Below are 15,851 nucleotides of genomic sequence, written 5' to 3'. Positions count from 1 at the left end.
CGATTTAGTAAGCGCGAATCATGGCGAGTAACGCAACATTGCGGGGGCGGCTTTCATTGCCACCATCGGTCGCGATGCTGATCGAGTGCGAGTGTCCACCGGCCCCGCCGATGCCAACGGCGTGCCCGTGCTCACCGCTCCAGTCAATACTGATCGGGATCGTCGAACCGTCAGTCCCCAGATTGTTCGCGCGACCGTTGTCCATCCCGTAACCGCGGCCGGTACTCGTCGAAAATGCCCCATTCGAACCAAGCCCGAAGCCGTGCGAGTGAGGCTGTTGCGATACTCCGTGACCATGCCCGCCTTGCGCATCCGTCCAAGCGCCGTGCGTGTGATCACCGACAGCACCAGCCGACGCGCCGTGACCGTGTGAACGGTTCAAGCTATCCTGCCAACCGCCGATCTGGCGCTGAACATCCACCCCGCGCGAATCGTCCCAGCAGCGGACGAACTCGCCGCGCAGATCCGGCAACCGAAATGTCGTGTTGCCGTCACCGGATGAGAAGCAACCCTGACGGCCCTTGCCCCAATCACCATCTGCAACCATCGCGCCGCTCGCCTGCGCGTATGTCCACAGCAGCGGATAATCCGCACGCTTCAGCTCGGTGCCGTTTAGCTTCAGGAATCCGGCACGCGGTGCCGTTCGGGCCTCCCAAACGATCTGGCCGATCTGCACGTCGGCTACTGCGGCCGCAAACCACGCCGAAGTAATCAGCTTGTTCGACTTGTCGCCGGCCGGAGGCGACACGGCAGTGACCATACCGCCAATCTGCATTTGCGTGGAACCGTCGTCAGCGACCTTTCCGACCGTGACACGCCCGCCCTGCGGCATCAGTTGCAACGTGCCGATCGTATAACTGGAGCCGCGAGTCACGTTGATCGCGGCCTGCGAGTTGTTGTACGCATCGTTGACCGTACGAACCGCGAACGAGCCATCCGAGCCCGCGATCATTTCCCACGTTTTCTGGTCAGCCGGTGCACCGTCACGTGTCAGATGAAGCGATGTCTGCCCCGCTCCACCTCCGTTCGAGGCGACAAGTGCTCCCGCCGAATTAATGCTCTTGAGCGTACCTCTGTTTTGAAACGCTGACTTTCCATCGTCCCACGCACCTGCAGACAGAACACGGCCCGAGTTCGGAGCCAACTCAATTGTCTTAATCGACGAACTTCGATCAGCGCGAGTGATCGTGATAGCGGGGATACCACGCATCCAAGCATCGTCGATCGCACGAATGTTCAGCGAGCTGGTATTGGACTGGATATCCCACAGCTTCATATCGAGGTCGGCATCTGCCGCTTTCAACACGACATCGCCACCCGTGTTGGCACCGAGCGTCACGCCCGAGCCCATCGACTTAGCATTACCTGCGCCGCCGCCAAAATAGCCGACGCCTGCGCATTCCACGTTTCCGGCAGCCCGCACGTCGCCACCGAAGACTGTGCCCCGGCCTGTTCCATCGATCCGCACCACCCCGGTTTCGAGATTCCATGCGAATGGTCGATAGTCATTCCAAGGCCCGAGTGGATCACCTTTCTTCGTCTGGAACAGATACAAGTCTCGGTCGTCGTTGCGCAGGATGATGCCGTAGTTGGCCCCTACAGCCCGATACTGCCCACCCTGACCTCCGTCAAGGTCCATCCCCGTAGAACGAACGCCGCTTGCGAACGACGCCCGGTATGCAACCTGCAATCCATCGCGCCCGTTGTCAGCCGTCGTCCCCAAGAGCACACGGCCCGCTGGGACGACCCGCATCCGCTCGGCACCGCCAGCAGTCAGCACAAGAACGCCACTCTCGGTCGACGGCCCGACAAAACAGTTGCCGTTTTGGATTTCGAAGTGCGATACCCCCTGCGCCCCGATCTGCAGATATCCATCACGCGGCGAGAACACCCCCGTATCAGGATCGTTGGCAAACCCGTAGCCCGCACCGTTCGTGTTGTTCGGCGTGATTGCCCCGACCTTGCCCATCAGCACGCCCTTCAGCGTGCCGCCCGTGTACGGTAGCTTGTCGTTACTGAGTGCGTCGGTTCGCTTGCCAAGTGCATCGACCTGCGCGCTCACATCACCGACCCGCTTGTCGTTACCATCCGCCCGGTCTTTGAGGTACCGCGTCCGATTTGCAAGTTGCTTTGTCGGCACGTTGTCGACCCCATCCGGGCCGCCCTGTACGGGGTCCGACGTCTCGAACTGGTAGACCCCGTCCTCCCACTTACTTTCTTCTTTCAGATTGGCCATGTACCGATCACCCCTCGCGTAAATTGACCATTGCGCGTCGCGACGCCGTTGTGTCGGATCGCAACCTCAGAAAAATCGAGCCACGCGAGCCGGCTACGAGCCGGCGCGTAACGCTCGATCGCCCGCTTCAGGTTCTCGCCCTGATCTCGCGTTACCGGTCGACGCAGCTTCACGATGTACTCGGCCCACGCAGTCGACCAGCCGTGCAGATATCGACCGTCGCGCTTCGCCGAGCCATCGCGCCGCTTAATCTGCCGCCCCTCTTGAATGTCGACCTCACCAAACCCAAGACGGCGAACGATCTCGCGGATCGCCCACGGCGTGCCCTTCTTTTGATAGATCGCCAGAGACGACTTGATCAGCTCGCGTCGCGCCTCTTCCGACTCCGCCAGCTCCCATCCGTCGACCGCGAGCGACCACGCGAGCCACGGCAGGAAAGCGGCCGGACAGCGATCCGCATCCCAGAGCGTTCGGATCACATCCGGGTCAACGGTCGACCGCATCACTTGCGCGAGCGCCGCCTCTAGACTGGTCTGGTTCGTCGGCAACAGTGCTTCAGTCGTCATCGTTCACCTTCGGATTGAGCACAATCGACCTACACCGTGCGAACTGGTCGGTCGCACACACGACGTCTGCCACCGGGGCCTTCAGATCGACCCGCACGACACCCGACGCTTTGGGATGCAGCGCCCCTGTTACGGCCGACCGGGGCATACCAACCCGCAGGGCTTCACCCGCAGCGACCGCGATATCGAGATCCTGCCGTCTCGCGGCGAGCACGACGCCCGGATCTGGTCCGCGCCCGATGTACACGTCTGCGACGATCGTGTACTCGACCGGCCGCGCCGGCACTACGAGCAGCGTGTCATTGAGGGGTCGACGATCCTCGGGAGAAAGCGCCCGGCGGACCGTATCGAGCAGCGCAGCGCTTGCGACGCCACCGTTCGAGTACGACTTCACTACAACGCGCACGACACCGCCTTCCGGCCGGTCGACGCGCACGTCAGCGACATCCGCAGACGCGTCCATCGCAAGCGACCGATACGCGCCGAACGGACCCGCCGTGGACGCGCGCTCGATCCCCATCTGCGTCCGCAACCGCAGCCGCTCGTCGCGCTCGTACGTGACCGGAATCGGCGGGTGCGCCTCCGGATCGCCGGGGTCCACGATCTCTTTCTTCAGGTTCCAGAGCACCGCGAGGTGTTCGAGATCTGCGCCCGTCGCATAGGCCAGCAACACAGCCCGGCCAGCATCGTTGACGCGCGCCCGAAACCGGACATCCTCGTATGCAGCCAGCTCTAGCAGCTTGACGACCGGATCGGATTCCAGCGCGGCCGTCCAATCCGGATAGATGCGCTTGAAGTGCTCCAGCTTGCGCTGGTACAGCTCTTCAAAGTCGAGCGTTTCGACGAGATCCGGCGGATCAAGCGCCGACAGATCAATCACTGTCATATCGTCACCTCGAATACAACGTCGTCGCCGCTGTAGCGCCCGGCGATTCGAAAAGTTACTTTGCCGTCCACGACAGACAGCGCGTTCACACGATCCAGCGCGATACGCGGCTCCCACCGCCCGATCGCGCGCGCGGCTTCGGCCTGTGCGGCCGATATCCACCCACGCGTCACGGGTAGGTCGACCATCGCCGGCAGATCCGAGCCGTAATCGGGCCGCTCGCGGCGGGTTCCCTTGCGCGTGCTGAGAATGTCCGCGATGCTCTGCACGAGATGATCGAGTCCGCCGATCAGTCGGCCCGTACGGCGACACATACCGACCAGCGCGACCATCACTGCGCCTTCGTCGGGATGCGCTTGAAGCACTCGCGCGATTCGAGATACGCGATATGCTCAGGCTCGGTTACCTCCGTTTTGCCGGCCAGCACGGCAACGTGCGAACCGTCCGGAAACACGATCACGCGACTGCGAAACTCGGTATCGATGAATGTCACGGGTGCTGCCGCCCCGCCTTGCTGTGCGTCTTTCGCCATAACCACCCCCACAAACGAAAAACCCCGCACAGGGCGGGGCAAAGTAACTTTTGTCTAGAATCACGGTACATATTTACATGGAGTCAAACCGTGAGCACTCAGCGACGGACAACAATCAAAAGACGTCCCGCAATACTGGCGACGCCTGTCCATATATCGGTCATCGCAAGATTCCGAACGATCGTCAAGAAAGTGTGCCTTGGTGCAGTTCCTCTTCTTCGGCACCCATTTGTGCTCCTCGTCGTTGGATTCCTCTTCACGAACGTCCTGGCGGTCTACATCACCAACAAAATCGACAACGACCGCCGACGTAGCGAAGCAACAATTCGCGACTACGATCAGCTTCGATCCTCTATTGACGACTTAGTCTCTTCGTTCGAACTGTATGCATCCGCATCGAAACGCGCGATGCTCACGCTGCAATCTCATTCGTCGGATGCGACTCTGCAAGAAGCCAATCGAAACTATCAAGCAGCATATTCGGCATGGGTTCAACATCGAGCCATCGACTCCGTCGCAATTAACCAGCGCCTCGTAGGCGGTAGTATCGGGAGCGTCGTCATGGACATCGGCAATCAAATACGGCTTGGAACCGAACTACTGGATAACTGTATTCAGTCACATTTCAACGAAATGCCGGGACTTCGCACGGAAAAATCCAGCGACCTGTCATGCTCGGCGAGCCCTCCTCTAGCTGAGTTCACGATTCCCGCAAGGCTAATGGCACTCAGAAAGTGTATGGAGTTTTTCGCTGGAGACATCCGACCTCACCCACGCTTCGACCTCGGTAGCGAAGCTGGCCACAACGCGATGACAAATTTGCTGCTCACCGGAATCGACGACGTTTGTTCACCGGAGAAACTGATTGGCATCAAAATGCCACTTCGTGGCTCCCGTCATAGCCCTCAGATTGATACTAGACAGGCGGGCTAACCAACTCCCCGTCGCCTTGCTCGCGGTGCCTGTGCTTGGTGAGCGACTTACCGCCGGCAACGATGTCGTCGCGATACTCAGCACCGCCCGCGATCTTCATCGCCACGTTACCGCCCTCGCCCGGCTTACCCTGCATGCCACCGTTAAACGTGAGAAGTTGCTCGGTCGTCGTATTGCCAGTGAACGTTGAGTCCGGAACGTCTGCCAGCAGCTTCGCGCTGCGCAGCGTCGCACCGTCTGCCTTCAGCTCGAACTCCGTCCCGCCGATGCGGAACACGATCCGACCGCCAGCCGGCACCGACAGCACGTATTCATGGGTCGCATGGTTGTACTGCTCGAACCCACCATCCGGGTAATCGGTCGCGGTCTCGTCCGGACTCGACCGGCCAGAGCCGCCGTGCTGCACCGTGTAGTAACCGGGCGCAACGAACGCGCCCGCGAGATCCCCGGACGGTGCCCACAGCGCGACCTCTTCGTCGACGGACGGCGGACGCCACTGCCGAACCTTGCCGGCGGCACCGGCCTGCCACTTCAGCCAGTCGCTGACCCAATCACCAACGCGCACCTTCACGCGCGGCGGGTCGTACGTGATTGCCTCGACTACCGCGGATTGCGTCAAACACGCCATGCGGCGATCCATCTCGCCAAGCTCGAAGTCGCTCACACGTCACCCCGCTCCTTGGTCCGCCGGATTCCAGTACCGGTCTTCGTGCCCCGGCCCCGTCTCTGGATCAACGCCCCACAACACCGCGCGCCCCTTCGTCGGCGGCTCGTACGCGTCGCCCAGGTCAAATTCGTGCACCCACTCGACGAGCCAAACGAGATACGTGTCCAGCTCGGGCCGGAACGGATCTTCACCAGCCGAGCCGACTTGTTTGCCTGGCGTCACGGGCAGTCCCCACGTTGCGCCGTGCACTTTCTGCAACACGCGCGCCGACAGCTCGCGCACCTGGACGTCGGCATCCTCGACCAACGGGTCGACGATCACGCGGGCCTGCATACGCGCGACCAGCGGCACACGCCCCGTTCCGTCATCGTGCCCCAGCTCCAGCTCCGACAGCTCGATCGCAACAAACGGCGTGTCGATCGCCTTGCCGATCTTCGGATACGCGTGGATGCGCTCCAGATCCGGCAGCCGCTCGCGCAGACCGGCCTCGATGCCGTCGTGCAGTTGTTTCAGGTTATCGAGCACGGTTCATCGCCTTTTGCAGTTCATAGTTGACCTCTTGCCGCAGCACCGTCATCAGTCGCGCTTCGCATGCGCGGGCAGCCCGTCGAAACGCTGGATCACCCGTCTGCGACCATTCGACCGTCACGATCTCGAACGGCGTTCGCGCCTTCCCGGTTCGCCGATAGATCGGCCCGTCCGGCTGACGCGTCGTCTTGCGCCATGCGCCCTCGAACAGTGATTTGCCGGCCCGGATGCCCTGCTTCGTGCGCCGGACTGCGCCGAGCCTGTGCGCCTCGATCGGGTTCAATCCGAGCCACACCTTCCCGGTATCGGCCGACCGCATAAAGAAGTACATGCGCTGCCGCAGCAGCTTCTGCTGGATGCCCGTCGCGTTGCCGACCTCCTTCGCGGTCTGGCTCCTGATCCACGCCCCTGTCTTGCGCAGCGTCCGACGCCATGCCGCCTGCATTGCTGCTGGCGGCAGGCCCGCGAGCGCTTCGAGCGCCTTCTTCACGTCGATCTCGATTCTCAGCAGATCCATCGTCACCTCAGAATCAGGATCGTCCAGCCCGTGCCTGTCGCGTGCATCTCGAACACACGGAACCGCTCACCACCTGCCTCGACGATACTGCCCTTGGACACACAGGCCGCGTCGTCGTCGGTGATGTCGAGGATCGGCGCAACGAGCTGCGTGCGTTGCGTTCCGAGATCCGGGCCGAGCCACGGCGCCTTGAACATGCCCTGCAGCGGCTTGCCGTCGATCTTGACCTCGTCCGACAGGTCTCGCTTCACGGCCGTGTCGACATCGGCCATCAGATCCCGGAACGCCATATCACGCCTTCAGCTTGATCAGCGCCTTCGGACGCGTGCACAGGTGGATCGGGTTCGACTGCGCCTCGATCTCGACACCCTTGCCGAAGTCCATCAGCTCCTGTTTCGCGTAGTACGGGATGCCGGTCGTGTTCACCGACTCGACATAGTCGGCCGGCGCGAAGCGCGAGATGAACAGATCCGGAACACCTTCCGGGATCGCGTGCGCCTCGTCGTCCGCCACATAGCCGACGTCGCCGACGCGGCCGCGATATCGCTCGAACGTGCACCCGCCGAAGTCGAACGCCTCGCGCGCGTCGCCACGCAACTGCGCCGCCATCACGGACGCCAGATACGTCTCTTTGACCGACTTCGCGCTGATCAGCTTGTTCCAGAACGCACGGCCGCAGAGCACGCGCACGCCCGTGTACGTCGTCGCGCCGAGCGCATCTTCGATCGCGTCCTGCACCTCGATACACTTCGTGCGAAGCTCCGTATCGGCCTTGCCCAGCTCGAACGGAATCACCGTCTGCTCGATGTCGAAGTACTTCCACAGGTCGATCAGAACCCGCTTGCCGTCCGCATCCAGCACTGCGCCCTTGATCGCGCCGATGCGATGGAATTCGTGTGTCGCGTCGAGCTGGCGGCGCATCTTCGCGAGGCGGCGATTCACGACGGTCTGCAGCGCCTCCAGCTCGGTCTCCGAACCGAACGCGCGCAGATTCTGGATCTCGTCCGCCTTGATCACCGCACGCTGCGGCAGGTGCACGGCGTTAATCGGAATCATGCTGCGCTTGCTGCCACCGACAACGGCAGCCGGCGAACCGCGCTCGCCGGCCGCAACGAGTGCCAGCGTGTCGCCGTCGCGCTCGATCTGGATCGTCGTCGTGGTGATGCCGTCCTCTTCGAACAGCCCGAGCGTGCCTATCCGGCCGGGAACATACGGCTGCTCGTTGATCGCAGCACTCAGGGACGACAGCGAAAACGCATCGTCTTGAAACAGGGCGATATCCGCCATACAACCTCCGACATGAAAATGGATACAAAAAAGGCCACGCGGTCGGCGTGGCCTTGAATGGGGGGTGTTGCGATCAGCGGACGATCACGTGCCGCTCGGCGAGATCACCGCGTCCGGCCGCATCAAGACCCGTGAGCAGCCCGCCCGCGACTTCAGCGAGCCGGACGATTCCCGTTGCCGGGCGCGACGCTTCGGACGCCGCCAGCGGCGCATAGAGGATCGCTGCAGCGACTTCAGAACCGTCGTTCGCTTTGTTGTCGTACGGCGCATATTCGCCGGTACTCGTCACACCGAGCACCTGGCCGGACGACAGCGCCGCCCCCGCTTTCACGACGATCCGCTCGCGCGAGATCTGCCCGTTACCCTCCGACACGAGAAATTCGGCCGGGAGATTTGCCTGTACCTTCCAGTTCGACATGTGTTTCCCCTCCTCGGGTTACGTCAAAGTTACTTGCCGCTCTTGCGAGCCGCGTAGATGGACGCCGCACGCGGCGCATTCGCGACCACGGGCGCGTCTTGCGACGCAGCCGGGGCAGCACGATGGTTGATCGGCTTCTGCGAGGCCGTGACACGCTCGAACAGCCGCGCACGCACCTGATCCGGCGTCAGGCCATCGGAGACGAAGCCCGCTGTTAGCTCGGTCAGGCTCGCGGCCAGACAGATCCCCGCGATGTCCTGCGCGCTGCGGATCGCTGCGTCGACCGTCGCGCGATCCCGCAGACCGGTCGCCAGCACAATGCCTTCGGCGCAGTGCTCGATCCGCGCGTCGCGGCATGCTGCGAACACATGCGACGCCAGCGCCGTGACATCCGGCGTTGCCGGCGGTTGCGACTGTGGCGCGAGATCGGCCGGCGGATTGGGTTGCGGATCGGACGGCGGCACCTCGCCGTCGTCCTCCAGCACCGCGCGGATCTCGGCCGGCACGGCTGTGAAGCGCGCAGCGAGTCGAGCAGCGCCCGCGTACGCGGCGATGCGGATCGGATCGGCAATCGCGTCGCAGAATCCTTGCTCTTTCGCTTGTGCGGCCGTGAGCCAGGTCTCCGCATCCATGATCGCGCGGACCTCATCGTCGGTCCGGCCGCTACGCTCGACATAGGCCGCCAGCATGTTGTCGGACGTGCTATCGAGCAGATCCGCGAGCTTGCGCAGATCCCCAGCCTCCCCAGCGGCGACCGTGTGCGGGTTGTGGATCATCAGCATCGCGTTCGACGGCATCTCAATCGTGTCGCATGCCATCAGAATCAGCGACGCTGCCGACGCGGCAACGCCATCGACACGTCCCGTCACCTTGCCGGTATGCCGACGCAGCGCGTTGTAGATCGTGAACGCGTCGAACACGTCGCCGCCCATCGAGTTGATCGCGACGACGATCGATGTCGCGGTTGCCGCGACCTCGTCGAGCTTCGCGGCAAACAGATCGGCGTCGGTGCCCCAGAATCCGATGTCGCCATAGATCTGGATCTCGACCGCCTTCCCGCCGTCCGCGTTCGCCTGCGCACGGATGTCCCACCACCGCTTCTTCCCTTTCATTCGCCATCCCCATTAGAAAGATCACCCGCCCCGTCGACCGGATCGAGCGTGTCATATCGAATCCCGAGCCGGCGCTCACGCGCAAGATCGTCTGCGTTCTCCCGGTCGACCTGCTCCGGATCATCACCACGCGCAAGCACGGCACCTGTCCGACTCGCCAGCCCGGAGCGGATCTCCATCCGCTTTGCCGTGACGTCCTGCACCGGATGGATATACGGCCAGCCCTGTGGCACCCACCGCACCCGCAGATAGTCGCGACGGCGTCGGTAGTAGTCCGGCATCTGCATCGCGCCCGACAACGCGCATGCGTCGACCCACCAGCGCCAGACCTTCCGGCAGAACTGGTGAATGAACACGTTCCATTGGATCTGCTCGATCGACCGCCGAAACTCGTTCAGGATCACCCGCAGCACGCGATCGCTCACGTCCCGCAGATCGCCCGTCATGACCTCATACGGCATGCCCACCGACGCAGCAGCGGCCATCAGTTGCTGACGCATGAACGGGCCGTAGTCGGTTCCTGCGCCCGGCGGCTCTGCAAACGTGACGCTTTCACCCGGCGCCAGCTCCTGCATGCTCCCCGGTTCAAGCGATACGACTGGCGAGAAACCGTCGACGTCGTACTCCATCGCTGCGCCTGTAACTGGATCGCCCATCAGGCCCGGCTCGGCAGGCGGCTTCGTGATGAAGCCGGCAAAGAGGTTGCTGACCTCCTGCCGGAACAGCACCGCGTCGTCGAAGTTATCCAGCGACTTGAGCCGCAACAGCACGGTCGACAACTCGGGGACGCCGCGCACCTGGCCGGGACGAAGCGCGAGGAAAACGTGCGCGATCTCGTCAGCCGGCACGCGTACGGTCTGCATGTTGGTCGTCGACGCGCGCCCGTACTCGCCGGGGTGACGCTGCAGCAAGTGATACGCGACACGCCGGCCGTCCGCATTGAACTCGACGCCATTGATGATCTCGCCCCCGCCCGGCATGATCTCGTTCTTCTCCATCGGCAACAGATCGCCTTCGAGAAGCCTGATCTGCATCGGGACCGCCAAGCCCTCGCTCGGCCTGCGCAACTGGCGACGCACCAGCACCTCGCCGTCACCGAAGAACGCACGTGCAGCGAGCGTCTGCACGCCCCCCATATCGAACAGATCGTCTGCGTCGATCTCCTCGCAGCTATCCTCCCAAAGTTGCTTTTGCATCTTGCGCACAGCATCGATCGGGTGCTGCGGATGCGCTTGGATGCCGTTCCCGATCGTGTTCGATACGAGTCGAGCGATCGCCGTTTTCGCCCACGGATCGTTTCGGATCGCATCGCGAGCGCGCGACCGCAACAGCGGCAGGTTTTGCACCGCCGCCGCATTCGGTCCCGCGCCCGACGCCCGCCACGACTTCGCCCGTGCGCCGGACGTGCTCGCCGACTCGTAGGCAGCCGCTTTCAGCCGCGTCGGCACCACGAACCCGCGCTTCGCGAGTGACGGAAATCCCGGATTCATCGCACCCCCCTGCCTGCGTGACGAATCCGGACGATCGACGAGCGTCCGGCCGCACCGTTCAGGTCGCGAATGATCTCGGTGCGCGCTTCACGTAGCTCGCCGATCGAGCGATATTTCACTCGCCGGTCGGCATACTGGACTTCCAGCTCGCCCTTCGCGATTGCCGACTGGATGCGCTCCAGATCCTGCTTTGTGTATGCCATGCGATTACCTCGTTTAGCGGCGCTTCAGGTACGTCGAGCGCCCCACACGACGCCCCTGAATGCGCGAAACCCCGCTCGGGGGCGGGGTTTCGGTGGGTTTTTCTACTGGCGGCGACGGCCGCGGAGTCTCGATAACCTCGGGCACGTCCGGCGGATCGGGCGGCACATCTACAGGCAGCGCCGAAGGCAACCCCTCCAGCCCCGGAACCGCGTCGACCAGCGAGACCTGCGCCGCCCGCTGCTGCTCGACCTCCCAGTGCGCCTCGGTCATCGGGTGCGCCTTCACACTGCGGGCCGCGTGCAACGCGTACCCTTCGCAGTCCAGTGCCTCGTTTCTCGGGCTGACCTTCTTCCACACGCGCTTACCGCCGCGTGGACCCGGCACCTTCACCTCTGCAGTGAGCTGCGACAGGTAGTCGCTGCGCACGCCGCTGTACCAGTGCATGCGACCCGGCCCGTCGCCTTCGAGCTTCAGCCGGTTTTCAAGGATCAGATCCTTCGCACGGCTCACGCCGACCATATACGGCCTCAGCCCGTACTTCGCCGCCTTGCTGTTGTTGCGGTTCGAGTCGATCGATGCCTTCGGTACGCTGAAGATCTCCGCGTCGATGTTGCTACTCCCCTTGACGGCCATCACGTTGTAACGGGCCTGCTGCGCCGCGCGCACATACTTGTATACCGCGTCCGACGTCGAGCCGTCCGACGAGTCGATCGACGTCGCACGTACGCGCAGCAGCCAGCCATTCTCGTGCCGGTACGCGTGCGACAGCAGCATCGTCAACGCGCCCCATACACCGCCCGTCATCGGGTCTTGCTGCTGCTCCGTCACGTTGCCGTAAATCTCGCCCCACAAAACGAGCCAGCTTTCCTCCCCGCGCCCCCATGCGCGCACTACGATCGCGAGCCGGTCGTGCTGCACGTCGACGCCAAGCGTCAACAGCAGGCCGCCGATCGGCACCGTCAGCTCCGCGTATGGCAGCGCACGCTCCGCGAGCACGTCCAGCTCGGGCAGATCGGTCTTGTATTTGTACGGCCGCCCCTGCGAGTTGTTCACGAACGAGCGCATCTTCGTGTCGTCGCCCTCGCGCAGCGCCTTGTCGGCCGTCAGCCACTTTTTGACCAGTGAAGCCATGTTCGAGCCGGGGAACGGTGACACCAGCTCGTTGATGCGAAAGCCGGCAACGCCGTGAAACGGTGCCGTCGCAACCCATCGACCACGACGAACAGCGCGAATGCGCGTCGCGTCGTCCCACAACGACCCGCAATGCGGGCACGTGTAGCGGGCCGACTCCGGTTGTGCGCGGCCGTAGACCTCATGCGCGACTTCGGCGCCCTCGCTCCAGGTGACGTTTTCCCACGCCAGCTCATGCTCCTCATCACAATCAGGGCACGGCACCAGATACACGCGCTGATCCGAAGCCGCGTACCCTTGCTGGATGCGCGACAGGCCGTCGACGGTCGGCGTGCCGCCCAAAATCATCTTGCGCCGCCGGTCCGAATAGCTCTTGTTCCGCTCCTCCAGCAGCGTGATCGAATCGCCCTGCTCGCGCACGTTCGTGTTCGCGTCGTCCGGCTCCTCGACAGCGACGACCGGGGCCGGCGTCGACTTCACGTCGTCCGGCGCGTTCGACGTGATGAACTTCAGGAAGCCGCGCGGGAACGTCTTGTGATCCCACAAGTTGTTTTTGTCGCGGGCCGCGTGAACCGGCAGTTTTGCCGACAGGCGAGGCGTCACCTCGACCATCGGTTCGAACTTCTCCAGGTTGAACTTCTTCGCCGTCTTCTCTTTCGGGAACATGATGATCATCGGACACGGGTCGACGTCGATCCGCTTGCCGATGTAGTTCAACAGGACGCCATCGGTCCACGCAACCTGCGCAGACTTCATGCACACAACCTTCTGCACGGTCGGATCGTCGAGCGCTTCGTGCATACCGAACACCCACGGCGTGATATTCGGGTTATACCGGCCGGGACTGGCCGATCCCTTGGCGCTCAACCTACGACGTTTGCGTGCCCATTCCGTCGTCCCGATCTTCTCCGGCGGACGCAGCATCGTCGCGATCCGGCGAATCACTGCGCGGACTGTCTGGGTCGTATTCAGAAAGCTGCTCAAGGCATCCATATATGTGCTCGTTCAACCATTCGACGTCAACCTCGACGCCATATAGCGTCTGCAGCTCCAGCACCAGCTTGTCGGACAGCGACAGCAGCTCGGTTTGAAATGCGCCGACCATCAAGCCGTACGCCTGTTCGAGCTGCGCCGCGTTGACGAGCTGCCCCTTCTTCTCAGCCAGCGTCAGCAGCTTGATCTCACGATCGACGATCTCGGTCTTCGCACGTTCGGCGACGAGATCGATGCCAGTACCACTGGAACGGCCGGCCGCGACCTCGCGCAAGTGCCGGATGTATGCGATGCGGATCTCGTCGATCGACGCCACGCGATAGTCGAGCTGGACCTTGTCGACGAACCGAGAAACGGCCGACTGGTCTAGGTCGAGATGGTCGGCGATTTGCTGCTGAGTCGGCATGAATATGACCCCCTATGGAAACTCGCCAGTAGAGAAAAAACGCGGGTGCGAGCCCCCGCGTATGGTGATGCCCGTAGGGTCCCCGCCTGCTCAAAAAGTGGGCAGACCCGCACCGATCGCGACATCGGCGCTCGTGCCGTCGCCTGCGCGGTCCATCGCCCACACGACACGGTCCATCGCATCGTCAAACACGAAGCACCGCGCGGTGACGCGCCCCATGCTTCGATCTTCATCCCACGTCGACCAGACCTCGCTCGGCCCGGCGCTCGTCGACTCGATTCGCATTTCAGCGCCCCAATGCAAAAAGCCCCGAGGGCTTTCGCGCTCAGGGCCGGCAAACAATATTGAAATTCACGTATGCGTGAGAAGCGCTAGTTTTGCTTCTCGGACGAAATCGCCTTGGCGACGCGGGCCAATCCAACCAAGCCCAGGACTGCATCCGTATGCGACATACCGCTATGCCGCGTGACAACATAGTGCGCACCGCACGACGCAAACTCGACCTTCTCCTCCAGCCGATCGGCCACCCGAGAGCACGCCTCCATTGCGTCCACACCGGACTCACGAATTCCGTCCTTCCGCAGCTCTTTCGTAAATACCCACGCCGCATCTGCCAAATGATTCTCCGGTTCAATCATTCTCGACGACGCGTCGTGCAGAACGCGCTCGACGTTCGCCACATCCGGATCTGAAGCTAACAGACTTTTGTCAAAGACTAGTTCAGCCAGCTTATGCCCGGTTGTCATCGTCGACGGATCGACTGGTTTCGGGCCGCACGCAACGCACAAGACTGCGGCGGCAAACACTATGGTCCCTCGGAACATCAAATACCCCGTTTTTGTTGATATGGCGGGCATTCTACGCGGCGCGCAAACAGGGCTATCCCGAAAGCAAAAAGCCCTGAGGGCTTTCGCACTCAGGGCTTCGATATTCATTTCGTAAGGGCGCACGCCCTCCCAACAGATCCCGACTGACAGTTATCGTTGTTGGTCGCGGCGCTCCCGCGATTCAGTACGCCTGTCGGGCGATTGATGCGACACGAGTGTGCGGTCGCTCACGTATCCAGTGACGCGGTAAAGGATATGCAGAGTGTAAGCGATCCGCTCTTGAAATGGAATACGTTTCATCCTCGCAATTGCCGACGCAATGTGTCGTACACCGATCCATCTACCGTATCCAACAGCGCGAGCATGTCGTGAAAGCGCCACGACCAGTTCCGCCGGTACTCATCGAGCGACACGCCGAGCGCGTGCGCCCGGCCAGCGTCGTCGACCTGCCGCTTACCCGAACCGGAACAGTCGGGGCAGATGTGCCGGCCCTTCGCATCCGAAACCGGCGACGCGGCGATCCGCCCCATCCCGCCGCAGTCGTCGCATGGTTCGTATTCCCGAAAGACCAGCGGCCCGTTACGCCCTTCGAAGAACGGGATGCGCTCCTCCGATATACACACCTTCCCGCTGCCACCGCATACATCACACGCATGCGTCGACGTCGTGACGGGACGCGCGCGGCGCACGACACCCCGCCCCTCGCACTCGACACACTGGTCGTTTACCCACTCGTCCAGCAACCGCAGCGCGAACCGCTCGACGATGTCGACCTTCGATCGCTCGACAGCATGCCCCGCACGTTGCTCGCGACGCTCGTCGCGTGAAAGGCCCGTGAACCGCGCACGCTTGAAACGGCCCGACGTCCGGATCATCTGCGCCAACAGCAACGTTGCACGTCGAATCATTGCAGGCGTCGGCAGCGGCCCGGCCTTGATTCGGGCAAGCGAGCTACCGAGATCGTTCGCAAAGGCGAGCGCGCCCAAAGTAACTTTAGGATCGGCAATCGGGTCGGTGAACTGACCACGAACGCTCATAGCAACGCCTACCCGCTCTTTCAAATCGATCATCACTCTCTCCTATTCGTCCTAATGTCCTAATGTCCCAAGGGATAAGGC

The 15,851-nt window shown here is 62.7% G+C and carries 20 protein-coding genes; 1 reads left to right on the top strand and 19 read right to left on the bottom strand.

Annotation, left to right across the window (positions count from 1 at the left end; all coding sequences use genetic code 11):
- Positions 1-4: 4 nt before the first annotated feature.
- Genes G3O00_RS09665 through G3O00_RS09645 form a run of 5 tightly spaced genes read right to left on the bottom strand, consistent with a single transcriptional unit; the run spans position 5 to position 4,181 of the window.
- On the bottom strand, positions 5-2,236 hold the full coding sequence (locus tag G3O00_RS09665) for a phage tail protein (protein WP_206142841.1): 2,232 nt from the start codon (positions 2,234-2,236) through the stop codon (positions 5-7).
- Positions 2,224-2,802 carry a phage tail protein I gene (locus G3O00_RS09660; protein WP_206142840.1) on the bottom strand — a complete coding sequence of 193 codons (579 nt, stop codon included), beginning with the start codon at positions 2,800-2,802 and terminating at the stop codon, positions 2,224-2,226. The genes G3O00_RS09665 and G3O00_RS09660 overlap by 13 nt, the downstream gene beginning before the upstream one ends.
- Entirely contained in the window at positions 2,792-3,688 is an 897-nt protein-coding gene (locus tag G3O00_RS09655) for a baseplate J/gp47 family protein (protein WP_206142839.1), read from the bottom strand. Before G3O00_RS09655 ends, G3O00_RS09660 begins: the two co-directional genes overlap by 11 nt.
- A complete protein-coding gene (locus G3O00_RS09650; RefSeq protein ID WP_124647107.1) occupies positions 3,685-4,020 on the bottom strand; it encodes a GPW/gp25 family protein in 336 nt (111 codons plus the stop codon). The genes G3O00_RS09655 and G3O00_RS09650 overlap by 4 nt, the downstream gene beginning before the upstream one ends.
- A complete protein-coding gene (locus G3O00_RS09645) occupies positions 4,020-4,181 on the bottom strand; it encodes a hypothetical protein (protein WP_226135219.1) in 162 nt (53 codons plus the stop codon). Before G3O00_RS09645 ends, G3O00_RS09650 begins: the two co-directional genes overlap by 1 nt.
- 129 nt (positions 4,182-4,310) lie before the next feature.
- Here G3O00_RS09645 and G3O00_RS09640 point away from each other — a divergent pair, with 129 nt between their 5' ends.
- Positions 4,311-5,153 carry a hypothetical protein gene (locus tag G3O00_RS09640; protein WP_206142838.1) on the top strand — a complete coding sequence of 281 codons (843 nt, stop codon included), beginning with the start codon at positions 4,311-4,313 and terminating at the stop codon, positions 5,151-5,153.
- On the opposite strand, the gene G3O00_RS09635 is transcribed toward G3O00_RS09640, so the two are convergent.
- The 14 genes from G3O00_RS09635 to G3O00_RS09570 form a co-directional block, all read right to left on the bottom strand.
- On the bottom strand, positions 5,137-5,817 hold the full coding sequence (locus G3O00_RS09635) for a phage baseplate assembly protein V (RefSeq protein ID WP_206142837.1): 681 nt from the start codon (positions 5,815-5,817) through the stop codon (positions 5,137-5,139). The two genes, G3O00_RS09640 and G3O00_RS09635, sit on opposite strands and share 17 nt — an antisense overlap.
- A 3-nt stretch (positions 5,818-5,820) precedes the next feature.
- The gene (locus G3O00_RS09630; protein ID WP_206142836.1) at positions 5,821-6,345 is read right to left on the bottom strand and encodes a hypothetical protein; all 525 of its coding nucleotides are present in this window, start codon (positions 6,343-6,345) and stop codon (positions 5,821-5,823) included.
- Positions 6,335-6,865 carry a phage tail protein gene (locus tag G3O00_RS09625; protein WP_206142835.1) on the bottom strand — a complete coding sequence of 177 codons (531 nt, stop codon included), beginning with the start codon at positions 6,863-6,865 and terminating at the stop codon, positions 6,335-6,337. The genes G3O00_RS09630 and G3O00_RS09625 overlap by 11 nt, the downstream gene beginning before the upstream one ends.
- Before the next feature lie 2 nt (positions 6,866-6,867).
- On the bottom strand, positions 6,868-7,155 hold the full coding sequence (locus G3O00_RS09620; RefSeq protein WP_206142834.1) for a hypothetical protein: 288 nt from the start codon (positions 7,153-7,155) through the stop codon (positions 6,868-6,870).
- 1 nt (position 7,156) lies between these two features.
- On the bottom strand, positions 7,157-8,152 hold the full coding sequence (locus G3O00_RS09615; protein WP_206142833.1) for a major capsid protein: 996 nt from the start codon (positions 8,150-8,152) through the stop codon (positions 7,157-7,159).
- A 73-nt stretch (positions 8,153-8,225) separates the two neighbouring features.
- Positions 8,226-8,570 carry a head decoration protein gene (locus G3O00_RS09610; RefSeq protein ID WP_206142832.1) on the bottom strand — a complete coding sequence of 115 codons (345 nt, stop codon included), beginning with the start codon at positions 8,568-8,570 and terminating at the stop codon, positions 8,226-8,228.
- Between the two features lie 29 nt (positions 8,571-8,599).
- Entirely contained in the window at positions 8,600-9,682 is a 1,083-nt protein-coding gene (locus tag G3O00_RS09605; RefSeq protein ID WP_206142831.1) for a head maturation protease, ClpP-related, read from the bottom strand.
- On the bottom strand, positions 9,679-11,172 hold the full coding sequence (locus G3O00_RS09600; protein ID WP_206142830.1) for a phage portal protein: 1,494 nt from the start codon (positions 11,170-11,172) through the stop codon (positions 9,679-9,681). Before G3O00_RS09600 ends, G3O00_RS09605 begins: the two co-directional genes overlap by 4 nt.
- Positions 11,169-11,375 carry a hypothetical protein gene (locus G3O00_RS09595; RefSeq protein ID WP_206142829.1) on the bottom strand — a complete coding sequence of 69 codons (207 nt, stop codon included), beginning with the start codon at positions 11,373-11,375 and terminating at the stop codon, positions 11,169-11,171. The genes G3O00_RS09600 and G3O00_RS09595 overlap by 4 nt, the downstream gene beginning before the upstream one ends.
- A gap of 13 nt (positions 11,376-11,388) precedes the next feature.
- Positions 11,389-13,431, bottom strand: coding sequence for a terminase gpA endonuclease subunit (locus G3O00_RS09590; protein WP_346778964.1), 2,043 nt, complete (start codon positions 13,429-13,431; stop codon positions 11,389-11,391).
- Entirely contained in the window at positions 13,376-13,906 is a 531-nt protein-coding gene (locus G3O00_RS09585; protein ID WP_206142827.1) for a MarR family transcriptional regulator, read from the bottom strand. Before G3O00_RS09585 ends, G3O00_RS09590 begins: the two co-directional genes overlap by 56 nt.
- 90 nt (positions 13,907-13,996) lie before the next feature.
- The gene (locus G3O00_RS09580) at positions 13,997-14,191 is read right to left on the bottom strand and encodes a hypothetical protein (RefSeq protein ID WP_206142826.1); all 195 of its coding nucleotides are present in this window, start codon (positions 14,189-14,191) and stop codon (positions 13,997-13,999) included.
- An 86-nt stretch (positions 14,192-14,277) separates the two neighbouring features.
- Complete coding sequence (locus G3O00_RS09575) at positions 14,278-14,652, bottom strand: hypothetical protein (RefSeq protein WP_206142825.1); 375 nt, start codon at positions 14,650-14,652, stop codon at positions 14,278-14,280.
- 377 nt (positions 14,653-15,029) lie between these two features.
- Positions 15,030-15,803, bottom strand: coding sequence for a zinc finger-like domain-containing protein (locus G3O00_RS09570; RefSeq protein ID WP_206142824.1), 774 nt, complete (start codon positions 15,801-15,803; stop codon positions 15,030-15,032).
- Positions 15,804-15,851 lie beyond the last annotated feature (48 nt).

Source organism: Burkholderia sp. Ac-20384, from assembly GCF_017104605.1.
In the GTDB taxonomy this organism is placed as follows: Bacteria; Pseudomonadota; Gammaproteobacteria; order Burkholderiales; family Burkholderiaceae; genus Burkholderia; species Burkholderia lata.
Note: the sequence above shows the minus strand (reverse complement) of the source record. Positions and strands in the feature narration are given on the sequence as shown.